A 17,764-nucleotide genomic window follows, 5' to 3' on the forward strand; every position below is an offset into this window, starting at 1 on the left:
CTCAGAAGGGCAATTCGATCGGATTGAGAATATCCGCCGCCACTGTCAGCAAGGTGAATCCTCCGAATATGAGGATCACCACGTACGTGACCGGCATGAGTTTGAAGTAGTCGACCCGACCCGGATCCGTCCTGCCCAGCTTCGCGTACAGCCACGAGCGTGCCCGCTCGAACCAAGCGATCGCGATGTGCCCGCCGTCGAGTGGCAGCAGCGGTAGCAGGTTGAAGATGCCGACGAAGAAGTTCAGCGCTGCGAGCAGCAGGATGAACGACGGCCACTCGCCCCGGTCGAAGAGCTCGCCGCCGATCCGGCTGGCGCCCACGACGCTGATGGGCGTCTCCGGATCGCGCTCGTCACCCGAAAGTGCGGCGAACAGCGCGGGGACCTTCTCGGGGAACTTCTTCAGCGCCGTGAACGTGCCCTCGATCATGAACACTGTCTGGTCGGCGGCCTTGCCTATGCCGTCGATCGGGCCCGCCGTGCTCCTCGGGATCACCGGCGTGATGCCGAGCATGCCGACCTTTTCCAGGTCGGCAGCCGTGATCTGGGAAGCCGGGCGGTCGGGGTCGTCCTGGATCACCTGCTGCTTGACCCGCTCGGACACCGGCAGCGTCACCGACTGGGTCTGTGAGGTGCCGTCGCGCTCGAACGTGACCGAGATTTGCTGGCCGCCCGCCGCGCGGATCTTGGCGGTGAGCGTGTCCCAGCCGCGCACCTCCTGACCGTTCAGCCCGGTGATCACGTCACCGGGCTGAAGGCCGAGCTTCGACGCGGCGCTCGCCGGATCGTCGCCGGGCTCGCAGGCGACCTGCCGTCCGGTGGCCGGGTCGACGCTGAACTTCTCCTCGACGCACGGCGCCACCTGGGAGATCGTGACCGGCTCGGACTGGAGCTTGCTCTCGTCGTTGAGCGGGACGAAGGAGAACAGGCCCCACAGGATCAGCACGCCCAGCGCGAAGTGCGTGGCGGAACCGGCGGACATGACGACCGTCCGCTTCCACACCGGGTATCGCCACATGGCGCGGGGCTCGTCTTCGGCCGCGACATCGTCGTCTTGCGGCGTCATGCCGACGATCTTCACGAAGCCGCCGGCGGGGATCGCCTTGACGCCGTACTCGGTCTCGCCGCGCTTGAACGACCACAGCGTCGGCCCGAACCCCGCAAAGAAGCGGGTGACTTTCATGCCGAACATCTTGGCTGTGCCCATGTGTCCGGCTTCGTGAAGGCAGACCGAGAGGAAAATGCCCAGAGCGAACAGGACAATTCCGAAGATCTCCATCAAGCTCCTTCACCAATGATCGCCTGAGCGTGGGTGCGTGCCCACGACTCAGCGGCGAGCACATCATCGACGGTACCTGGTTCTGGATAGTCGGGTGCGCTGCCCAGTACGCGCTGGAGGGTGTCGACGATGCCCAGGAACGGCAGCCGCCCCGCCACGAAAGCGGCCACGCACTCCTCGTTCGCCGCGTTGTAGATCGCTGGCCGGCAGCGCCCGGCCCGGCCTGCCTCCTTCGCGAGCCGCACCGCCGGGAACGCTGCCTCGTCGAGCGGCGTGAACTCCCAGGTGTGTGCCGCGGTCCAGTCGACGGCCGGTGCCGCGTCGGGCACCCGGTCGGGCCAGCCGAGCGCGAGCGCGATCGGCAGCCGCATGTCGGGCGGGCTGGCCTGCGCGAGCGTCGACCCGTCGGCGAACTCCACCATGGAGTGAATCACCGACTGCGGGTGCACCATCACCTCGATGGCGTCGTACCCGACGCCGAACAGCTCGTGGGCCTCGATGACCTCCAAGGCCTTGTTGACCAGCGTGGCCGAGTTGATCGTCACGACCGGGCCCATGTTCCACGTCGGGTGGGCGAGCGCGTCGGCCGGCGTCACGTCCGTCAGCTCGTCGCGCCGGCGGCCGCGGAACGCGCCGCCGCTCGCGGTCAGTACCAGCCGCCGGACCTCGGCGGCGGAGCCGCCGCGCAGGCACTGTGCGAGCGCCGAGTGCTCGGAATCGACCGGCACGATCTGCCCCGGCCTCTGGACCGCGGCCTTGACCAGCGGGCCGCCGGCTACGAGCGACTCCTTGTTGGCCAGGGCGAGGGTACGCCCAGCGCGCAGCGCGGCAAGCGTTGGCGCGAGCCCGAGCGAGCCGACGACCCCGTTCAAGACCATGTCAGCGGGCCACTCGGCCAGCTCCGTCATAGCGTCCGGCCCGGCCACGATCTTCGGTATCCGGAAGTCTCCGCTCGCGTACCCGCGCCGCGACGCCTCGGCGTAGAAGGCGAGCTGTAGGTCCTGCGCGGCGGACGCCTTGGCCACACCGACCGCCTCGACCCCCAGCTCGAGCGCCTGCGCGGCGAGCTGCTCGACGTTGCCGCCGCCCGCACCGACCGCGACCACCCGGAACCGGTCTGGGTTGCGCCGGACGATGTCGATCGCCTGGGTGCCGATCGATCCGGTGGAGCCGAGCAGCACGACGTCGCGGGGAGAACTCACGCCCCCATTCTCACCGATGCGCCGCGGCGGCCATCTCCGGCGCCGGCTCCTCCGACTCGCGGATGCCGTAGCGGCTGTAGAACCGACCGAGCGGGCCGGGCGCCCACCAGTTCCACCGGCCGAGCAGGCGCATCGTCGCGGGTACGAGCAGCGCTCGCACCAGCGTCGCGTCGACCACGATCGCCACGATCATGCCGACACCGATGAGCTTGATGAACATGATGCCGCCAGTCGCGAAGCCCGCCACCACCACGATCAGCAGCATCGCCGCCGCCGTGATGATCCGCCCGGTGTACTGGAGCCCGTGCGCCACCGAGGCCGTGTTGTCGCCGGTGCGGTCCCACTCCTCGCGCACCCGCGAAAGCAGGAACACCTCGTAGTCGGTGGCCAGCCCGAAGAGCACCGCGAGCATGAGGATCGGGTTGCTCGGCTCGATGAACCCGGTCGGTGTGAAACCCAGCAGGTCCGCGAGGTGGCCGTCCTGGAAGATCCACACCACGACGCCGAAGGACGCCCCGATCGAGACGAGGTTCATCAGCACCGCCTTGATCGGCAGCAGCACCGAGCCGAACGCCAGGAAGAGCAGGACCAGCGTCGCCGACGCCATGATCAGTGCCATCCACGGCAGGCGCCCGCCAAGGCTGTGGAGCAGGTCGATGTCGGCGGCGGTGCGCCCGCCGACCAGTACCTCGGCGCCGTCCGGTGCGGGCAGGTCCCGGATCGCTCGCACCGCGCCTTCGGCGGTTTCGCCGGTGGGTTCGCCGGTGTACGTGACCGACAGCAGCGTCGACTCGCCCCGGCTGGCGGTGGCCTGCACGTCGGTCACGCCCGGCACCGACGAGACCTGGCCGGCGAACCGCTGCGCCGCCTCGGCGGGCGCCCCGGACACCAGCACGTCAATGGGAGCGACGGTGCTGCCGGGGAAGCCCGCCGCGATGCGGTCGGCGACCAGGCGCGGCTCGGCAGCCGCCGGCAGGACCCGCTCGTCGAAGCCGCCGAAGTTCATCCGCAGCGCCGGTGCCGCGAAGATCGCGAGCACCGCGACCACGCCAATGACGTACACCCAGGGGCGGCGCATCACGCTGTGCGCCACCCGGGCCCACCCCGACCCCGGCTTCCCGCTCGTGCGTCGAGGCAAAGGAATGCGCAACGCGTTCACGCGTGGACCGAGCACGGCCAGCAGCGCGGGGAGCACGGTGAGCGCGCCGAGCATCGCGACCAGTACCGCCGCCACGCCACCGATGCCCAGCGAGCTGAGAAACACCGGCGGGAAGATCAGCAGGCTCGCGAGCGCCAGCGCGATCGTGAACCCGGACACCATCACCGTGCGTCCCGCGGTGGCCATGGTCCGCTGGATCGCGGTAGGCGTGTCGTGACCGGCCGCCAACTCCTCGCGGAACCGGCTCACCACGAAGAGCGCGTAGTCGATCGCCATGCCCAGCCCGATCAGGGTGATCACGTTGATCGCGAAGACCGAGACGTCGGTGACCGTGCTGATCAGGCGTACCGCGATGAACGCGCCCAGGATCGCCAAGCCACCGATGAGCAGCGGCATACCCGCCGCGACCAGTCCACCGAAGATCAGTACGAGTAGGACGAGCAGCACCGGCAGGGAGAGCGTCTCGGCGCGCACCAGATCGCGTTCGGTCTGGTGGTTGGCCTCGTACTGGAACGGCACGTTGCCACCGGCCAGCGTGGTGAGCCCTGGGGCGTCGAGCGCCGGCCGCAGCTGTCCGTACGCCTCGGTCTTGGCGTCGGGCTGGGCGCCGCGCAACTGCACGAGGGCGTACGTGGCGTGCCGGTCGGTGGACACGAGGCTGGGCGCCTGCGTGTCGTACCAACTCGTCACGCTCGCCACCTCGGAGTGCTGCCGGAGCTGGCTGAGCGTCGTGGTGACCGCCTCCCGAAACGCCGGCTGGTCCGCGGTTGTCGTATCGCTGGAGTACAAAACAAGGATGTCGATGTCCTGGCTGCCCAGCTCCGCCGTGATGCGCTCGCGGGCCCGGCTCGACTCGCTCGCCGGGTCGTCAAAGCCGCCACCGGTCAGCGTGTCTAAGACGCCGGCGCCCCAGGTCGCGCCCACGACCACGACCACAGCGGCGGTCGCGAGCACGAGCCATCGAAAACGTACGACCGCCTTTCCCCACCACGCGAACATGCCGCCCCCGGTACTCTTTGTGACAGTCGATTAGACGCGTTAACACCGTTTACTATGCAAGCAGTGTTAGCGCATCGTCAAGGGAGTGCGGCCGGATGACGACTACGTCACCCACGCGGCGGGAGCGCCTGCGCACCGCCACCGTGTCCGAAATCAAGGAGGGCGCCCGGCGCCTGCTGGTTTCCGGCGGCCAGCAGGCGGTCTCGCTGCGCGCCATCGCCCGCGACATGGGCATGACCGCGCCCGCCATCTACCGGTACTTCCCCAGCCTCGAAGCGCTGGTCAAGGCACTCGCCGACGACCTGATGGACGAGTTGGCCGCCACCGTGACAGCGGCCGGCGAGGCGGCCGGAGACGACCCCACCGCACAGCTCGGCGGCATGGCCCGGGCGTTCCGCCGCTGGTCGATCGGGCACCCGGTCGAGTTCGGGCTGATCTTCGGCACGCCCAACCCCGCACTCGGTGACCTCTCGGCCGAGTGCGACCCCAACGACCCCGGCAGCCGCTTCGGCCGGCCATACCTGGAGGCGTTCCTGCGGCTCTGGGAACGGTCGCCCTGGCCGACGCCGCCCCGCGAGCTGATGGAGGCGCGCCTCGGCCCCTACCTGGAGCCGCTCCGCCAGAGCCAGGGAGACCTGCCCATCGAGGTCGCCTACACGTTCCTGTCCGGGTGGAGCCGGCTGTACGGGCTGGTGGCGATGGAGGTCTTCAACCAGCTCCGGTGGGCGGTCACCGAGCCCGAGGCGCTGTTCGAGGTCGAGATGGCGATGTTCCTCATCCAGCTCGGCGCCGCTCCGGATTAGTCTGGCCCGCATGAGTGTGCCAGAGCGCGCCGATGTGGTGATCATCGGAGCCGGTCACAACGGTCTGGTCTCCGCCGTCCTGCTCGCCCGTGCCGGGCTCAAGGTGGTGGTCCTCGAAGCCGACGACGTCATCGGCGGCGCGGCCCGCACCGAGCGGCCGTTCCCCCGCGTGCCCGAGCTGCGCCACTCCACCGGGTCGTACCTGCTCGGCCTGATGCCACCCGAGCTGCTCAAGACGCTCGACGTCGATATCCCCGTGCTCCGCCGCGACCCGCACTACTTCCTGCCCACCACCGACGGGCGATACCTGCTCTTCGGCAGCGACCGGGCCTCGACCCGCGCCCAGATGCTGGAGTTCTTCTCCCCCGCCGACGTCGCCGCCGACGACGCGCTCCAGGCCGAGCTGGGCGCACTGCGCGACGACCTCGGCCCCGCCTGGCTATCCGAGCCGCTCAGCGTCGAGGAGACCGCCGCCCGCTACATCCGGCCCGCGCTCCAGCAGACCTTCGTCGACCTTGTTCGCGGCTCGGTCGCCGACTACCTGGCGCGCTTCGAGTTCCGGTCCGAGCTGCTGGTGTCCATGTACGCGGTCACCGACGGCCTCTCCGGCCTCAACGCCGGCCCCGACGACCTCGGCACCGGCCACAACTTCCTGGTGCACAACATGTGCCGGCTGCCCGGGGCCGACGGCACCTGGATGATCGCGAAAGGCGGCATGGGCACCGTCTCCGGGACCTTCGCGGCCGCGGCACGCGCCGCCGGAGCACAGATCTTCTCGGGTACTCCGGTAAGCGGCATCACGATCGATGGTGGCTCGGCATCCGGGGTCGTCCTGACCGACGGCCGTGCCGTGCGCGCCACCGTGGTCCTGTGCGCCTGTGACCCGTACCGGCTGATGGAGCTGATGCCCGACGGCGCGCTACCGGCCGACCTCACCGCGCGGATGACCGCCGTCCGCCGCCCCGGCACCACCCTGAAGGTCAACCTGGCGCTCGCCGGCCTGCCGACGTTCTCGTGCCTGCCCGAGGGGGCGCCGAGCCCCTTCGGTTCGACGATCCACCTGCTGCCCACGTCTGGCTCCCCCATGACCGCGCTGCGCGCGATGTGGGCCTCCGTCGTGGCTGGCGAACTGCCCGACGAGCCCACAATGGAGTGGTACCTGCACACCACCGTCGACCCCACACTGCAAGACGCGGCAGGACACCACTCGTCGGCGCTGTTCGTGCAGTCCGTGCCGTACGCGCTCGCCGACTCGACCTGGTCCACTGTGGTCGACTCCTATGTAGAACGCCTGCTGGCGATCTGCGATCAGTACGCGCCTGGGACGTCGTCGCTGGTGGCCGACGTGGTGCCGTTGCCGCCGCCCGGGATCGAGGCGCACTTCGGCATCACGGGCGGCCACATCCACCACGTCGACAACACCGTCTCCTTCACCGACCGCATGCCGTACTTCACCGGCGTCGACGGCGTCTACGCCGGCAGTGCGGGCTGCTTCCCGGCCGGCAGCGTCATAGGCGCCGCCGGCCACAACGCCGCAGCCCGCATCCTCGCGGACCTCCGCGGGACCTAGGCCCCAGCCCCTGCCGGCGCGCGGCGCGGCGCGCCGGCGGGGCTTCCCCGCTATGGAACGGGTGCGGGAGCCGGCAACGGGATCCCCGGCAAGCCCGGGAGCGCCGGCAACGATGGCAGCCCTGGCACTCCTGGCGATGGCGACGGCGAGGGAGACGGCTGGGTCGGGTCCACGTCGCCGACGTAGAGCAGGCGGTTGGGCGTACCTTCCAGCGGGTTGACCACGACGTCCGGCGTGGCCGCCAGCAATACCGCCGCCATCACCTACGGAACCGTCGCTTGTGGACTCGCCTGGAGCGCGAGCGCGAGCGCGGCCGCGCCGGCCACATGCGGTGCCGACATCGACGTGCCGCTGATCGTCTGGGTGGCGTCGTCGGCGCTGCCCCACGCGGAGGTGATCCGCACCCCCGGGGCGAGGAGGTCGACGCACCTGCCGTAGTTGGCCCACGCGGCCCGGTTGTCGTCGCGGTCGGTCGCCGAGACTGTGAGCGCCTCGGGCACCCGGGCGGGCGACTGCACGCAGGCCTCTCGCGGCTGGCCGCTGGAGCCGTTGCCGGCCGACAGGGCGTACACGACACCGGACGCGATCGACCGCCGCACGCCCTCGTCGAGCGCCTGGTCGGCGCTGCCACCGAGGCTCATGTTGGCGACCGCGGGCTTGACCGCGTTCGCGGTCACCCAGTCGACGCCGGCGAGCACGGACTCGGTGGTGCCGCTGCCGCCGCAGTCCAGTACCCGGACAGCGACCACCTTGGACTGCTTGGCGACGCCGTGCGCGGCGCCGGCGATGGTGCCGGCGACGTGCGTGCCGTGACCGTTGCAGTCGTCGGCGGCGCCGCCGTCGATGGCGTCGTACCCGCTCGCCGCCCGTAACGGTCCGCCACCGCCTCGGCCTCGACCCCGGCCTTGAGGACCACGATGTGGACCTCGGGCGGGTCGGCCGCGGGTGCCTGTGGCATCGCGGCCATTGCCATAACCAGGGCAAGCCCGGTTCCTACCATCGCCCTCACCCGCCGATCGGGAGTTCGCACAAGGGGTAAATTGCCCCTTGTGTACCCCATGAACTCCAAGATCGTCCGGGTTTTACTCCGCTCGGTGGGCCCTGATCTCGTGGCCGACGCTTGTCAAGCACCGGCCGGATGACAGGTCGAAACGCCACCCGTGCAGCTGGCAAGTGAGCTGGTCGCCCTCGACGATGCCGAACCGGGTCAGGTCGGCCTTGAGATGAGGGCAGCGTCGCTGTACGACCCAGTCTCCCAGGCGAATGTCCTCTTTGTCCGCGTTCTTGAGGTGCTCGTCGTACCAGCCCTCGGCGTACTGCAGCCGCTCCTCCGACAGGCACTTGAAGAACGCGTAGACGAACTCGTTGTACTGCCCGATCCGCGCCGCCGAGAACCGGCACGACAGGAACAGCGAGTTCACCCAGTCAACCTCGCCGATATGCAGCAGGTGCTCGACCAGCGCCCGCTCGGTGCGGAACCGGTACCGCACCTTCTCATCGCCGTACGGGCGCACCTGCTTGCCCGGGAAGTCCACCACGATGGATTCGACTGTCTCGCCGCCCGAGCCGTCGGAGGAGGAGCCGACCAGGTCGAAGCGGACCGGCCCGCCCACACCCTTGGCCAGATACATCGACTCGTCGAGCAGCGGCTCGATCTTCCGCTTCATCTCCTTGAGCACGTCGATCTCGGGGTGCCGCCACGACGCCTTCTCGGCCTCGATGACCGGACGCTTGCGCTCCCGCATCTCCTCCAGGTGCGCCTTCTTGTTGGCGAAGAACTCGTCGACGTCGGTGGGGTGCGTGGTGGTGCACGAGTCGGGCGTCACCTCGGCCACCGACCCCGGCAGCAACACCACCCCGTTGGTGCCGCCGACCTTCGCGTACTCGCGCATGAAGACCGACTGATCCGGGAAGATGTTGCCCTCGTCGCCGAAGATGTCGTTGAACTGCCACAGCTCGTCGTCGAGGAAGCACGGCGGACCCGCGATCGGAAAGACGTGCGACGCCTTCAGGTCGTCGATGTACCGCCACGTGCGGTCGAACTGCCGATCCCGCTTCTGCTTGCCGAACGCGGTCTTCGCCGTCTGCGGCAACTCGTAGACCATCGGATACCAGATCGCGCCCGAGAACTGGAGCATGTGCGCGTGCACGTGCCCCAACTCGGCGAACGTCGACAGGTCGGACGGGCGCGCGTCGTTCTGGTTCAGCAGCCGCACACCGCCGTACTCCACCCACAGCGACGAGTCACCGATCGGGCCGTCCGTGGGCGAGGTCAGCGCCTGGATCATCACGTTGAGGCCGCCGTCGAGCTCCACGACCTCGTTGGTCTTCGTCTTGACGAAGCTCGTGAACCCCAACTCGCGCAGCTCGTCTTCGAGCTCACTGGTCGGGTACTCCGGCAACAGCACCGTCGCCTTCTTCGACACGAACCGCGTCAAGTGTGCGGCGTCGAAGTGGTCGCGGTGCAGATGCGACACGTACAGGTAGTCGACCTGCCCGAGGGTCTCCCAGTCGAGCAGCGAGTTGTCCGGAAACGGGAACCAGGAAGCGAAGTACGCCGGGTTGACCCACGGATCGCAGAGGATGCTGCCCGCGGCGGTGTCGATCCGCATGCTGGCGTGCCCGGTACCTGTTACTCGCACCGCACCTATCTCCCTTGATCCGGCTGCTGTCCCGTGTCGACGCTACCGGTACCCCGCGCGGACTCGCCGCCGGGGCGTGCCAGACTAAGTCCCGAGATCCGTTCGAGGGGAAGGACCAGAAGTGGCGGGAAGCGAGCCGGTGACCTCACCCGATCAGCGAAAGCCGGGCCACCGCAAGGCGGGCCGGATCGGCGCGGTCGTCACCATCCTGGCGCTACTGTCCATGCTGGCTGGCAACCACACCGGTCGCACCGAAGACATCTTTCTGATCATCATCGCGGCCGGCATAGCGGCCATCCTCGTCGGCGACGTGATCCTGCGCCGCAACGGCCTGCGCTCGTAAAGAAGCGGGGCGCTGACGCGCCCCGCACTCTCACTGGCGACGCAGGATGTCCTGGACCGCCTTCAGGGCCGCGTCGACCTCTGCCTCGAAGTAGCCGCCCGGCACCAACCCGAACCGCGCCTGGTCTAGCTCGGCCGGGTTCATCGGCATGGGACCGCGCCCAGTCACGGCCGCGAGGATGCCCTCGAACAGCCGGTCGACCTGCACCGGGTCGTATCCGCTGCCGAACCGCCGGACCTGGAACGTGCGGCGCAGGTGGTCGATGCGCTGGAGCTCCGGCGGCAACCCACCCATCGGCGGCGGGCCACCCATCGACGGGGCGCCCATCGGACCGTCCATCCCGCGGTCGCGGTCGGGCATGCGGATCTCGGCGGTCATGTCTGTCTTGCCGTGCCGGCCAGCCGCGAAACCGTCGAACCGCTCCTCCGACCCGCCGAACCGGTCGACGCCGTAACCGGGTCCGGACCCACCGGCCGCGAACCCGCCACTCGGCCCGTCGAACCCGGCCCGCGAGGGCGGACCGTCCACGCCTCGCGACGGAGGCCCGTCGAACGCGCGCGAAGGCGGCCCGTCGAACTCACGGGAGGGCGGCCCGTCGAACTCACGCGACGGGCCGTCGAAGCCGCGGTCGAAGCCGCCGCCACGCGCAGCACGGTCGAACCCGCCGCGGTCGAACCCACCGGTCGGGTCGTCGTACTGCCCGTACGGATCGCGGGGCGAGGCGCCCTGCACCGGCATCGGGCGAGGCGGCATCGAGGAGGGCGGTGGCATGCGGTCGTCACGCACGGGCGCGATCCGCTCGGTCATCCCGCTGCCCATGCCGTTGGGGGGCCCCATACGATCGGGTGGACCCATGCGGTCGGGCGGGCCCATGCGGTCGGGCGCTCCCATCCGCTCGGGGGCGCCGCGGCCGCCGTAGCCGCCGCGCTCCTCCAGCTCGGCGAGCTGCCGCTCGACCCGGTCGAGATGCAGGTCGACCTGCCACTCGTCGTATCCGCCGAAGCGCACCCGGAAGACGACGTCGTGCACCTCCTGGGAGGCGACCGGCGCGCCCATGGGCTCACCGGCGAGGGTGGCCTCGACCCGGTCCAGAAAGGCGTCAACCTCGTCGACCTTGTACCCCCGACGAAGCGCCCGACGCCGGAAACGCTGACCCTGACTCGCCACCTATGTCACCTTCCGTCCGCGCTGCCGGTCTCACTGGCGGCCAGCTGCCCGCACGCACCATCGATCTCTCGACCTCGTGTGTCACGCACCGTGGTCGACACGCCCGCAACGCGCAACCTTCGTACAAACTCGCGCTCGACCGGTTTAGGACTCGCGTCCCACCTGCTACCCGGGGTGGGGTTGAGCGGAATCAGGTTGACGTGCGCCAACCGGCCAGCGAGCAGCCGACCCAGCAGATCGGCGCGCCACGGCTGGTCGTTCACGTCCCTGATCATCGCGTACTCGATGGACACACGGCGACCCGTACGATCGGCATAGTCCCACGCGGCGTCCAGCACCTCTGCGACCTTCCAGCGTTGGTTGACCGGCACGAGTTCGTCGCGCAGCTCATCATCGGGTGCGTGCAACGACAGCGCAAGGGTTACGGAGAGTTCCTCTTCGGCCAACCGCCGCATGGCGGGCACGAGACCCACGGTCGAGACCGTGATGTGCCGCTGTGACAGGCCGAGACCCTCGGGAGACGGAGCGCACAGGCGTCGGATCGCCTCGATGACCCGGGCGTAGTTGGCCAAGGGCTCCCCCATGCCCATGAACACCACGTGCGACAGGCGCGGGGGCGAACCGCTGACCGCTCCGGAGGCGGCCACGCCCGCCAGGTAGACAGCCTGGTCGACGATCTCAGCGGTCGACAGGTTCCGCGTGAGCCCGGCCTGGCCGGTGGCGCAGAACGGGCACGCCATGCCGCACCCCGCCTGACTGGAGATGCACACGGTCACGCGGTCCTGGTATCCCATCAGGACGCTCTCGACGAGCGCGCCGTCGTGCAGGCGCCAGAGCGCCTTGCGCGTGGCGCCGTCGTCGCACGCCAGCTCGCGCACGGCAGTGAGCAGCGTCGGCATCAGGCTCTCGGCCAGGCGCTCGCGCGCCGCGGCCGGCAGGTCGGTCATCTGGGCGGGATCGCGCACGAGCCGACCGAAATAGTGCGTGGAGAGCTGCTTGGCGCGAAACGCCGGCTCCCCCAGCTCGGCCACCAGCGCCTGGCGACCAGCCAGGTCAAGATCGGCGAGATGGCGCGGTGGAAGCGCCGGGCGGCGCGGTGCCGCGCCGGGCGACAGCGGGAGTACGGGCAGGCTCGTCATAGCCCGTCCAGTCTCCCATGAGCACGCACCATGCCGTCAGCCCGGCGGTGCCGCGAAGAGCGTGAGCAGCAGGTACGCCGTCGGCGCCGCGAACAGGATCGAGTCGAGCCGATCCATCAGCCCACCGTGCCCAGGCAGGAGCTGGCTCATGTCCTTAATCTTGAGATCGCGCTTGATCATGGACTCGGCCAGGTCACCGAGCACCGACGCGACCGATACCGCCAACCCGAAGACCGCACCCCACCACGGCTCGATGTCGAGCAGCAGCGGCAGGATCACGGCGCTCCCGGCGGCCGTCGCCACGAGCGAGCCCGCGAACCCCTCCCACGACTTCTTCGGGCTCACCGACGGCGCCATGGGGTGCTTGCCGAAGAACACACCGGCCACGTACCCGCCGGTGTCCGACAGGACCACCGCGGCGAGCGCGGCGACCACCCGTTTGCCGCCGTCTTCCGGCGCCGCGAGCAGCGCCGCGAACCCGGCCAGGAACGGCACGTACACCGCGATCAGCGTGGACGCTGTCAGGTCGCGCTGATAGCCGCGCGGCCCGTCGGCGAGGCGCCACACCAGCACGGCCAGCACCGTCACGAGCAGCCCGAGAAACAGCGCGTCCGGCCCGGCGTACCACGCCAGACCAGACATGAGGACGCCGCCCGCGACCAGCGGGACCAGCGGCGGACGTGCGTCGATCGCGCGGACCGCGCGGACCATCTCCCAGATCCCCACGCCGACCGCGAGGGCGACCACGCCGAGAAACGCCTGCTTCCAGGCGAAGAGCGACACGAGCACGATCGCGCCCAGCGTGACACCGACGCCGATCGCCGCCGGCAGGTTGCGACCCGCGCGTCCCTGCTTACGGCGCCGGCCAGGACCGGGCCGGCGCGGTCGCGCTTGTTCCGTTTCGGGGTCGTTTCGCTCGATTTGAAGGTACGCCGCTGTGGGCGGCTCCTCCTCCGGATATCCGTCGAGCCGGGGGCGGTCGAGGTACGACATCAGTGCTCGAGCAGGCCCGCCGCTGCCGACGTACACATGACGAACCCCCTTTGCGCGGTCAGTTGAGCCGAGCGTACTGGCAGTCGCGCACCCGACCGTAACCGGTGCATCATGACAGCATGGAGAAATTGATGAGCATCGTTTTGTCGGCAGTAATGGCGGGTTCCGGAAACGCGGCGGTCTGCCCCGATCCCACCGTCTGGCAGCGCACGTTTCGTTCGGTGTCGGTAACCGAAAACGGCCAGCCCCGAGCGCTGGTGCCGGGCACCCGGATCCGGATCGCGTTTCCCGACGGCAAGGTGGACGCCGGCGCGGGCTGCGGCCAGATCTCCGGCGCCGCCACCATGAACGGCGCCCAGCTGGTGGTCAGCGGCGTCAACCTGCTTCGCAACAGCTGCACCGACGATGCGGGGTTCGCCCAGGACATCTGGCTCGCCGCGTTCCTCGACCGGGACCCGACCGTCAAGCTGCGCGGCCACAGGCTGGTGCTCACCGATGGCCGCATCCGGCTCACCCTCACCGACAGCCCTGACGTGGCGCAAGATCCGCCACTGATCGGCACGTACTGGGTCCTCGAAGCGGTCGTCGTGAACGGCGTGACCACCGCCCCGCTGCCCTTCCCCCAGCCGTACCTGGTGTTCAATGCCAACGGCACGCTCGTGGCGTTCGCCGGGTGCAACTGGGTCAGCGGCTCGGCGGTCTTCCACGACGGCGGCGCGGTGCTGGGCGAAGCCGGCATCACGAAGCGGGGCTGCCCCATCGACAACCCGCTCCTGGAGACGCGCGTACACAACGCCCTCGACGCGGGCGAGGTCACCCTCCAGATCGAGGCGGGGCGCCTGACCGTTGACCGTGCCGGCGGCCCCGCCCTACTGCTGCGCTCTGAGTCCTGACGCGTCAGACCTCGAGGAGCTCGACTTCCTTGTGCTTTACCAGTTCGTCGACGTGCGCGACGTACTTGTGGGTCAGGTCGTCGAGCTCCTTCTCTGCCCGGCGCCCCTCATCTTCGCCCGCCTCACCGTCCTTGACGATACGGTCGAGCTCTTCCTTGGCCTTGCGGCGCACGTTACGGATGGCGACCTTGGACTCTTCGCCCTTATGACGGGCCACCTTGATCATGTCGCGCCGGCGCTCCTCGGTCATCTGCGGGAGCACGATGCGGATCTGGGTGCCCTCGTTGCTGGGATTGACACCGAGGTCGGAGTCGCGGATCGCCTTTTCCATCGCGCCGAGCTGCGACGCGTCGTACGGCTTGATGATGGCCATCCGCGGCTCAGGGGTGCCGACGGACGCCATCTGGGTCAGGGGGGTGGGACTGCCGTAGTAGTCGATGATGATCTTGGAGAACATCGCCGCGGACGCCCGGCCGGTACGGATCGCGGCGAACTCCTCCTTGGCGTGGTCGACCGCCCGGTCCATCTTCTCTTCGGCCTCGAGGAGCGTGTCGTCGATCACTGGCTCCGTCGCCTCCTTCCCTAGTTAGCAGTGATCAAGGTGCCGATGCGATCGCCGCCGACCGCCTTGATGATGGTGTCGTCACCCTCGGCACCAAAGACGAGCATGGGCAGCCCGTTGTCCATGCACAAGCTGAACGCGGCGGCGTCGGCCACACGCAGGCCGCGGCGCAGCGCCTCGCCGAAGGTCACCGTGTCGAGCTTCGTCGCCGTCGGGTCTATGCGCGGGTCGGCGGTGTAGACGCCGTCGACGCCGTTCTTGCTCATCAGCACGACGTCGGCGTGGATCTCCAACGCACGCTGGACCGCTACGGTGTCGGTGGAGAAGTACGGCATGCCGGCACCGGCGCCGAAGATGACCACGCGGCCCTTCTCCAGGTGCCGGATGGCGCGCAGCGGAATGTACGGCTCGGCGACCTGCGCCATCGTGATCGCCGTCTGGACGCGGGTCTCGATGCCCTCCTTCTCCAGGAAGTCCTGGAGCGCGAGGCAGTTCATGACCGTGCCCAGCATGCCCATGTAGTCGGCCCGAGCCCGGTCCATGCCGCGCTTCTGCAACTCGGCGCCACGGAAGAAGTTGCCGCCGCCGACCACCACGGCGACCTGCACGCCACGGCGTACGACGCTGCCGATCTGCCGCGCGACCGCCTGCACCACGTCAGGGTCGACGCCGACCTGCCCGCCGCCGAACACCTCACCCGACAGTTTGAGAACGACCCGCCGCGACCGGCCCGGCGGAGGTGCGATCGGATCATCCGTCGCCTGGTTAGCAACCGCCTGCGTCATCCGAGCCGCCTTCCGTCCGGTGGGAGCCTGCCGTTCACAGTATGTGACGAGGAGGCCGCGGTGTCTGTCGCGTACACCTGCGGCCTCCTCGTTTTCGTCTCGGGCTGGCCGGCCTTTACTTAGGCCTGGCCTACCTCGAAGCGCAGGAAGCGCGTCACCTCGATGCCCGCCTCGGCGAGCACCTGCTTGACGGACTTCTTGCTGTCGGCGACCGACGCCTGCTCCAGCAGGACGAAGTCCTTGAAGAAGGCGTTGACCCGGCCATCGACGATCTTGGGCAGAGCCGCCTCCGGCTTGCCCTCCTCGCGAGCGGTCTGCTCGGCGATCCGGCGCTCCGACTCGACGACGTCGGCCGGCACCTCGTCACGCGCGAGGTACTTGGGCCGCATCGCCGCGATCTGCATCGCGACGCCACGCGCGTCGGCGTCGCCAGCCTCGTCCGACTTGCCGGCGTACTCGACGAGCACACCGACCGCCGGCGGCAGGTCCTGGCTCTTGCGGTGCAGGTAGACAGCAACCGTGCCGTCCAGCTTGCCGAAGCGGTTGACCACGAGCTTCTCGCCGATCTTGGCGGAGAACTCCTGAACCGTGTCGGCGACCGTACGACCGTCGGCCAGCGCGACGCCGAGCAGCGCCTCCGCGTCGGCGACGCCGGCCTGCTCGCCCTGCGCGACGATCTCCTGGGCCAGCGCGACGAAGTCGGCGTTCTTGGCCACGAAGTCGGTCTCGCAGTTCAGCTCGAGCAGGGCCTTGCCCGAGTGGGCGACGAGCCCGTTGGCGGCGGTGCGCCCGGCACGCTTACCGACGTCCTTCGCGCCCTTGACGCGCAGGACCTCGGTGGCCTTGTCGAAGTCGCCCTCGGCCTCGTCGAGCGCCTTCTTGGCGTCCATCATGCCGGCGCCGGTCAGGTCGCGGAGCTTCTTGACGTCCGCGGCGGTGAAGTTGGCCATGACTCTCTCTTTGGGTATCGGCTGTGGTGGGTCTCGGGGGCTGGGGCGCTTTACTCGGCGGCAGCCGTGGCCGGCTCTTCCACCTTCGTCGGCTCGTCAGCCTTCGCTGGCTCGTCAGCCTTCTTCGGCTCGTCAGCCTTCTTCGGCTCGTCGGCCTTCTTCTCGGTGTCTTCGAGCAGCTCGCGCTCCCACTCGGGCAGCGGCTCGTCAGCGCCCACCACGCCGGGCTCCGGCTTCTCCTCGGCGCCGCTGCCGCGGGTCGCCCGGCCGGAACGCGCGATGAGACCGTCGGCGACCGCCGCGGCGACCACCCTGGTCAGCAGCTCAGCCGAGCGGATCGCGTCGTCGTTACCCGGGATCGGGAAGTCGACCTCGTCCGGGTCGCAGTTGGTGTCGAGCACCGCGATGACCGGAATGTTCAGCTTGCGGGCCTCGTCGACAGCGATGTGCTCCTTCTTGGTGTCGACGACCCAGATCGCCGACGGAGTCTTCTGCATGTCGCGCAGGCCGCCCAGCGTGCGGGTCAGCTTGTCCTTCTCACGGGAGAGCTGCAGGGTCTCCTTCTTCGTGTAACCCTGCGCGGTGCCCGTCAGGTCGAGGGACTCCAGCTCCTTCATCCGCTGAAGGCGCTTGTACACCGTCTGGAAGTTCGTCAGCATGCCGCCCAGCCAGCGGTGGTTGACGAACGGCTGGCCCACCCGGGTCGCCTGCTCGGCGATAGCCTCCTGGGCCTGCTTCTTCGTACCGACGAAGAGGATCGTGCCGCCCTCGGCCACCGTGTTGCGCACGAAGTCGTACGCCTTCTCGATGTAGTCGAGGGTCTGGCGCAGGTCGATGATGTAGATACCGTTGCGCTCGGTGAAGATGAAGCGCTTCATCTTCGGGTTCCAGCGGCGGGTCTGGTGCCCGAAGTGGACACCGCTCTCCAGCAGCTGGCGCATGGTCACTACGGCCATGGTGAGGTGCTCCTTGACTGTTCCCTGGTTGTCACGCCGGGCCGGGTGGTCAGGCGTCCTAGCGCCTGGTCGCCGGCCAGCGTGCCCCGACAAGATCGGGACCAGGGGACCGTCGCCCCATGGACGAAGCCGTGGGGAGGGCGCGCGAGGTCGACCGCCAAGGCGGTCGCCAATCGCCAAGTGTACGCCCCTCCCATCCCCCCAACCGACATCCCCCACCTCCGCACGCTGCCCGCCCTGCCCCGTCCGCCCCGCCGCCCCCACTGGCGCGGCGCCGCCGGCCCCGTCCGCCCCCCCGCTGGCGCGGCGCCGCCGCCCCGTC

The 17,764-nt window shown here is 69.4% G+C and carries 16 protein-coding genes; 4 read left to right on the forward strand and 12 right to left on the reverse strand.

What is annotated here, in order from left to right; translation table 11 throughout:
* Position 1: 1 nt before the first annotated feature.
* Genes V6V89_RS30610 through V6V89_RS30620 form a run of 3 tightly spaced genes read right to left on the reverse strand, consistent with a single transcriptional unit; the run spans position 2 to position 4,639 of the window.
* Positions 2–1,282, reverse strand: a complete 1,281-nt coding sequence (locus V6V89_RS30610; protein WP_334622973.1) for a M50 family metallopeptidase — start codon at positions 1,280–1,282, stop codon at positions 2–4.
* The gene (gene dxr, locus V6V89_RS30615; RefSeq protein ID WP_334622974.1) at positions 1,279–2,481 is read right to left on the reverse strand and encodes a 1-deoxy-D-xylulose-5-phosphate reductoisomerase; all 1,203 of its coding nucleotides are present in this window, start codon (positions 2,479–2,481) and stop codon (positions 1,279–1,281) included. Before dxr ends, V6V89_RS30610 begins: the two co-directional genes overlap by 4 nt.
* 10 nt (positions 2,482–2,491) lie before the next feature.
* Positions 2,492–4,639 (reverse strand): MMPL family transporter, encoded by a 2,148-nt coding sequence (locus V6V89_RS30620; RefSeq protein ID WP_334622975.1) that lies wholly within the window; start codon positions 4,637–4,639, stop codon positions 2,492–2,494.
* A 95-nt stretch (positions 4,640–4,734) separates the two neighbouring features.
* On the opposite strand from V6V89_RS30620, the gene V6V89_RS30625 reads away from it, so the two are divergent.
* Positions 4,735–5,442, forward strand: a complete 708-nt coding sequence (locus tag V6V89_RS30625; RefSeq protein WP_334622976.1) for a TetR/AcrR family transcriptional regulator — start codon at positions 4,735–4,737, stop codon at positions 5,440–5,442.
* A 10-nt stretch (positions 5,443–5,452) separates the two neighbouring features.
* On the forward strand, positions 5,453–7,012 hold the full coding sequence (locus V6V89_RS30630; RefSeq protein WP_334622977.1) for a phytoene desaturase family protein: 1,560 nt from the start codon (positions 5,453–5,455) through the stop codon (positions 7,010–7,012).
* 263 nt (positions 7,013–7,275) lie between these two features.
* Here V6V89_RS30630 and V6V89_RS30635 read toward each other — a convergent pair whose 3' ends face one another.
* Both V6V89_RS30635 and V6V89_RS30640 read right to left on the reverse strand, forming a co-directional pair.
* Entirely contained in the window at positions 7,276–7,857 is a 582-nt protein-coding gene (locus V6V89_RS30635) for a S8 family peptidase (RefSeq protein ID WP_334622991.1), read from the reverse strand.
* 237 nt (positions 7,858–8,094) lie between these two features.
* Positions 8,095–9,654 (reverse strand): Rieske 2Fe-2S domain-containing protein, encoded by a 1,560-nt coding sequence (locus tag V6V89_RS30640; protein ID WP_334622978.1) that lies wholly within the window; start codon positions 9,652–9,654, stop codon positions 8,095–8,097.
* 121 nt (positions 9,655–9,775) lie between these two features.
* On the opposite strand from V6V89_RS30640, the gene V6V89_RS30645 reads away from it, so the two are divergent.
* Positions 9,776–9,997 carry a DUF2631 domain-containing protein gene (locus V6V89_RS30645; protein ID WP_334622979.1) on the forward strand — a complete coding sequence of 74 codons (222 nt, stop codon included), beginning with the start codon at positions 9,776–9,778 and terminating at the stop codon, positions 9,995–9,997.
* Positions 9,998–10,027: 30 nt separating this feature from the next.
* On the opposite strand, the gene V6V89_RS30650 is transcribed toward V6V89_RS30645, so the two are convergent.
* From V6V89_RS30650 to V6V89_RS30660, 3 genes are read right to left on the reverse strand one after another with little or no spacing between them, the layout of a single operon-like run.
* Positions 10,028–11,164 (reverse strand): DivIVA domain-containing protein, encoded by a 1,137-nt coding sequence (locus V6V89_RS30650; protein ID WP_334622980.1) that lies wholly within the window; start codon positions 11,162–11,164, stop codon positions 10,028–10,030.
* A gap of 5 nt (positions 11,165–11,169) precedes the next feature.
* Positions 11,170–12,303: a 23S rRNA (adenine(2503)-C(2))-methyltransferase RlmN gene (gene rlmN / locus V6V89_RS30655; protein WP_334622981.1), complete on the reverse strand. Its 1,134-nt coding sequence runs from the start codon at positions 12,301–12,303 to the stop codon at positions 11,170–11,172.
* A gap of 36 nt (positions 12,304–12,339) precedes the next feature.
* A complete protein-coding gene (locus tag V6V89_RS30660; protein ID WP_442935250.1) occupies positions 12,340–13,296 on the reverse strand; it encodes a phosphatidate cytidylyltransferase in 957 nt (318 codons plus the stop codon).
* Between the two features lie 131 nt (positions 13,297–13,427).
* On the opposite strand from V6V89_RS30660, the gene V6V89_RS30665 reads away from it, so the two are divergent.
* The gene (locus tag V6V89_RS30665) at positions 13,428–14,189 is read left to right on the forward strand and encodes an META domain-containing protein (protein WP_334622982.1); all 762 of its coding nucleotides are present in this window, start codon (positions 13,428–13,430) and stop codon (positions 14,187–14,189) included.
* 4 nt (positions 14,190–14,193) lie between these two features.
* On the opposite strand, the gene frr is transcribed toward V6V89_RS30665, so the two are convergent.
* From frr to rpsB, 4 genes are all read right to left on the reverse strand, one after another.
* Positions 14,194–14,751: a ribosome recycling factor gene (frr, locus tag V6V89_RS30670; protein WP_334622983.1), complete on the reverse strand. Its 558-nt coding sequence runs from the start codon at positions 14,749–14,751 to the stop codon at positions 14,194–14,196.
* 20 nt (positions 14,752–14,771) lie between these two features.
* The gene (gene pyrH / locus V6V89_RS30675; RefSeq protein ID WP_334622984.1) at positions 14,772–15,536 is read right to left on the reverse strand and encodes a UMP kinase; all 765 of its coding nucleotides are present in this window, start codon (positions 15,534–15,536) and stop codon (positions 14,772–14,774) included.
* Positions 15,537–15,655: 119 nt separating this feature from the next.
* Positions 15,656–16,486 (reverse strand): translation elongation factor Ts, encoded by an 831-nt coding sequence (gene tsf, locus V6V89_RS30680; protein ID WP_334622985.1) that lies wholly within the window; start codon positions 16,484–16,486, stop codon positions 15,656–15,658.
* A 50-nt stretch (positions 16,487–16,536) separates the two neighbouring features.
* Positions 16,537–17,442, reverse strand: a complete 906-nt coding sequence (gene rpsB, locus V6V89_RS30685) for a 30S ribosomal protein S2 (RefSeq protein WP_334622987.1) — start codon at positions 17,440–17,442, stop codon at positions 16,537–16,539.
* Positions 17,443–17,764: the final 322 nt, after the last annotated feature.

Origin of the sequence: Micromonospora sp. CPCC 206061, from assembly GCF_036906915.1 — a bacterium.
Lineage (GTDB): Bacteria > Actinomycetota > Actinomycetes > Mycobacteriales > Micromonosporaceae > Phytohabitans.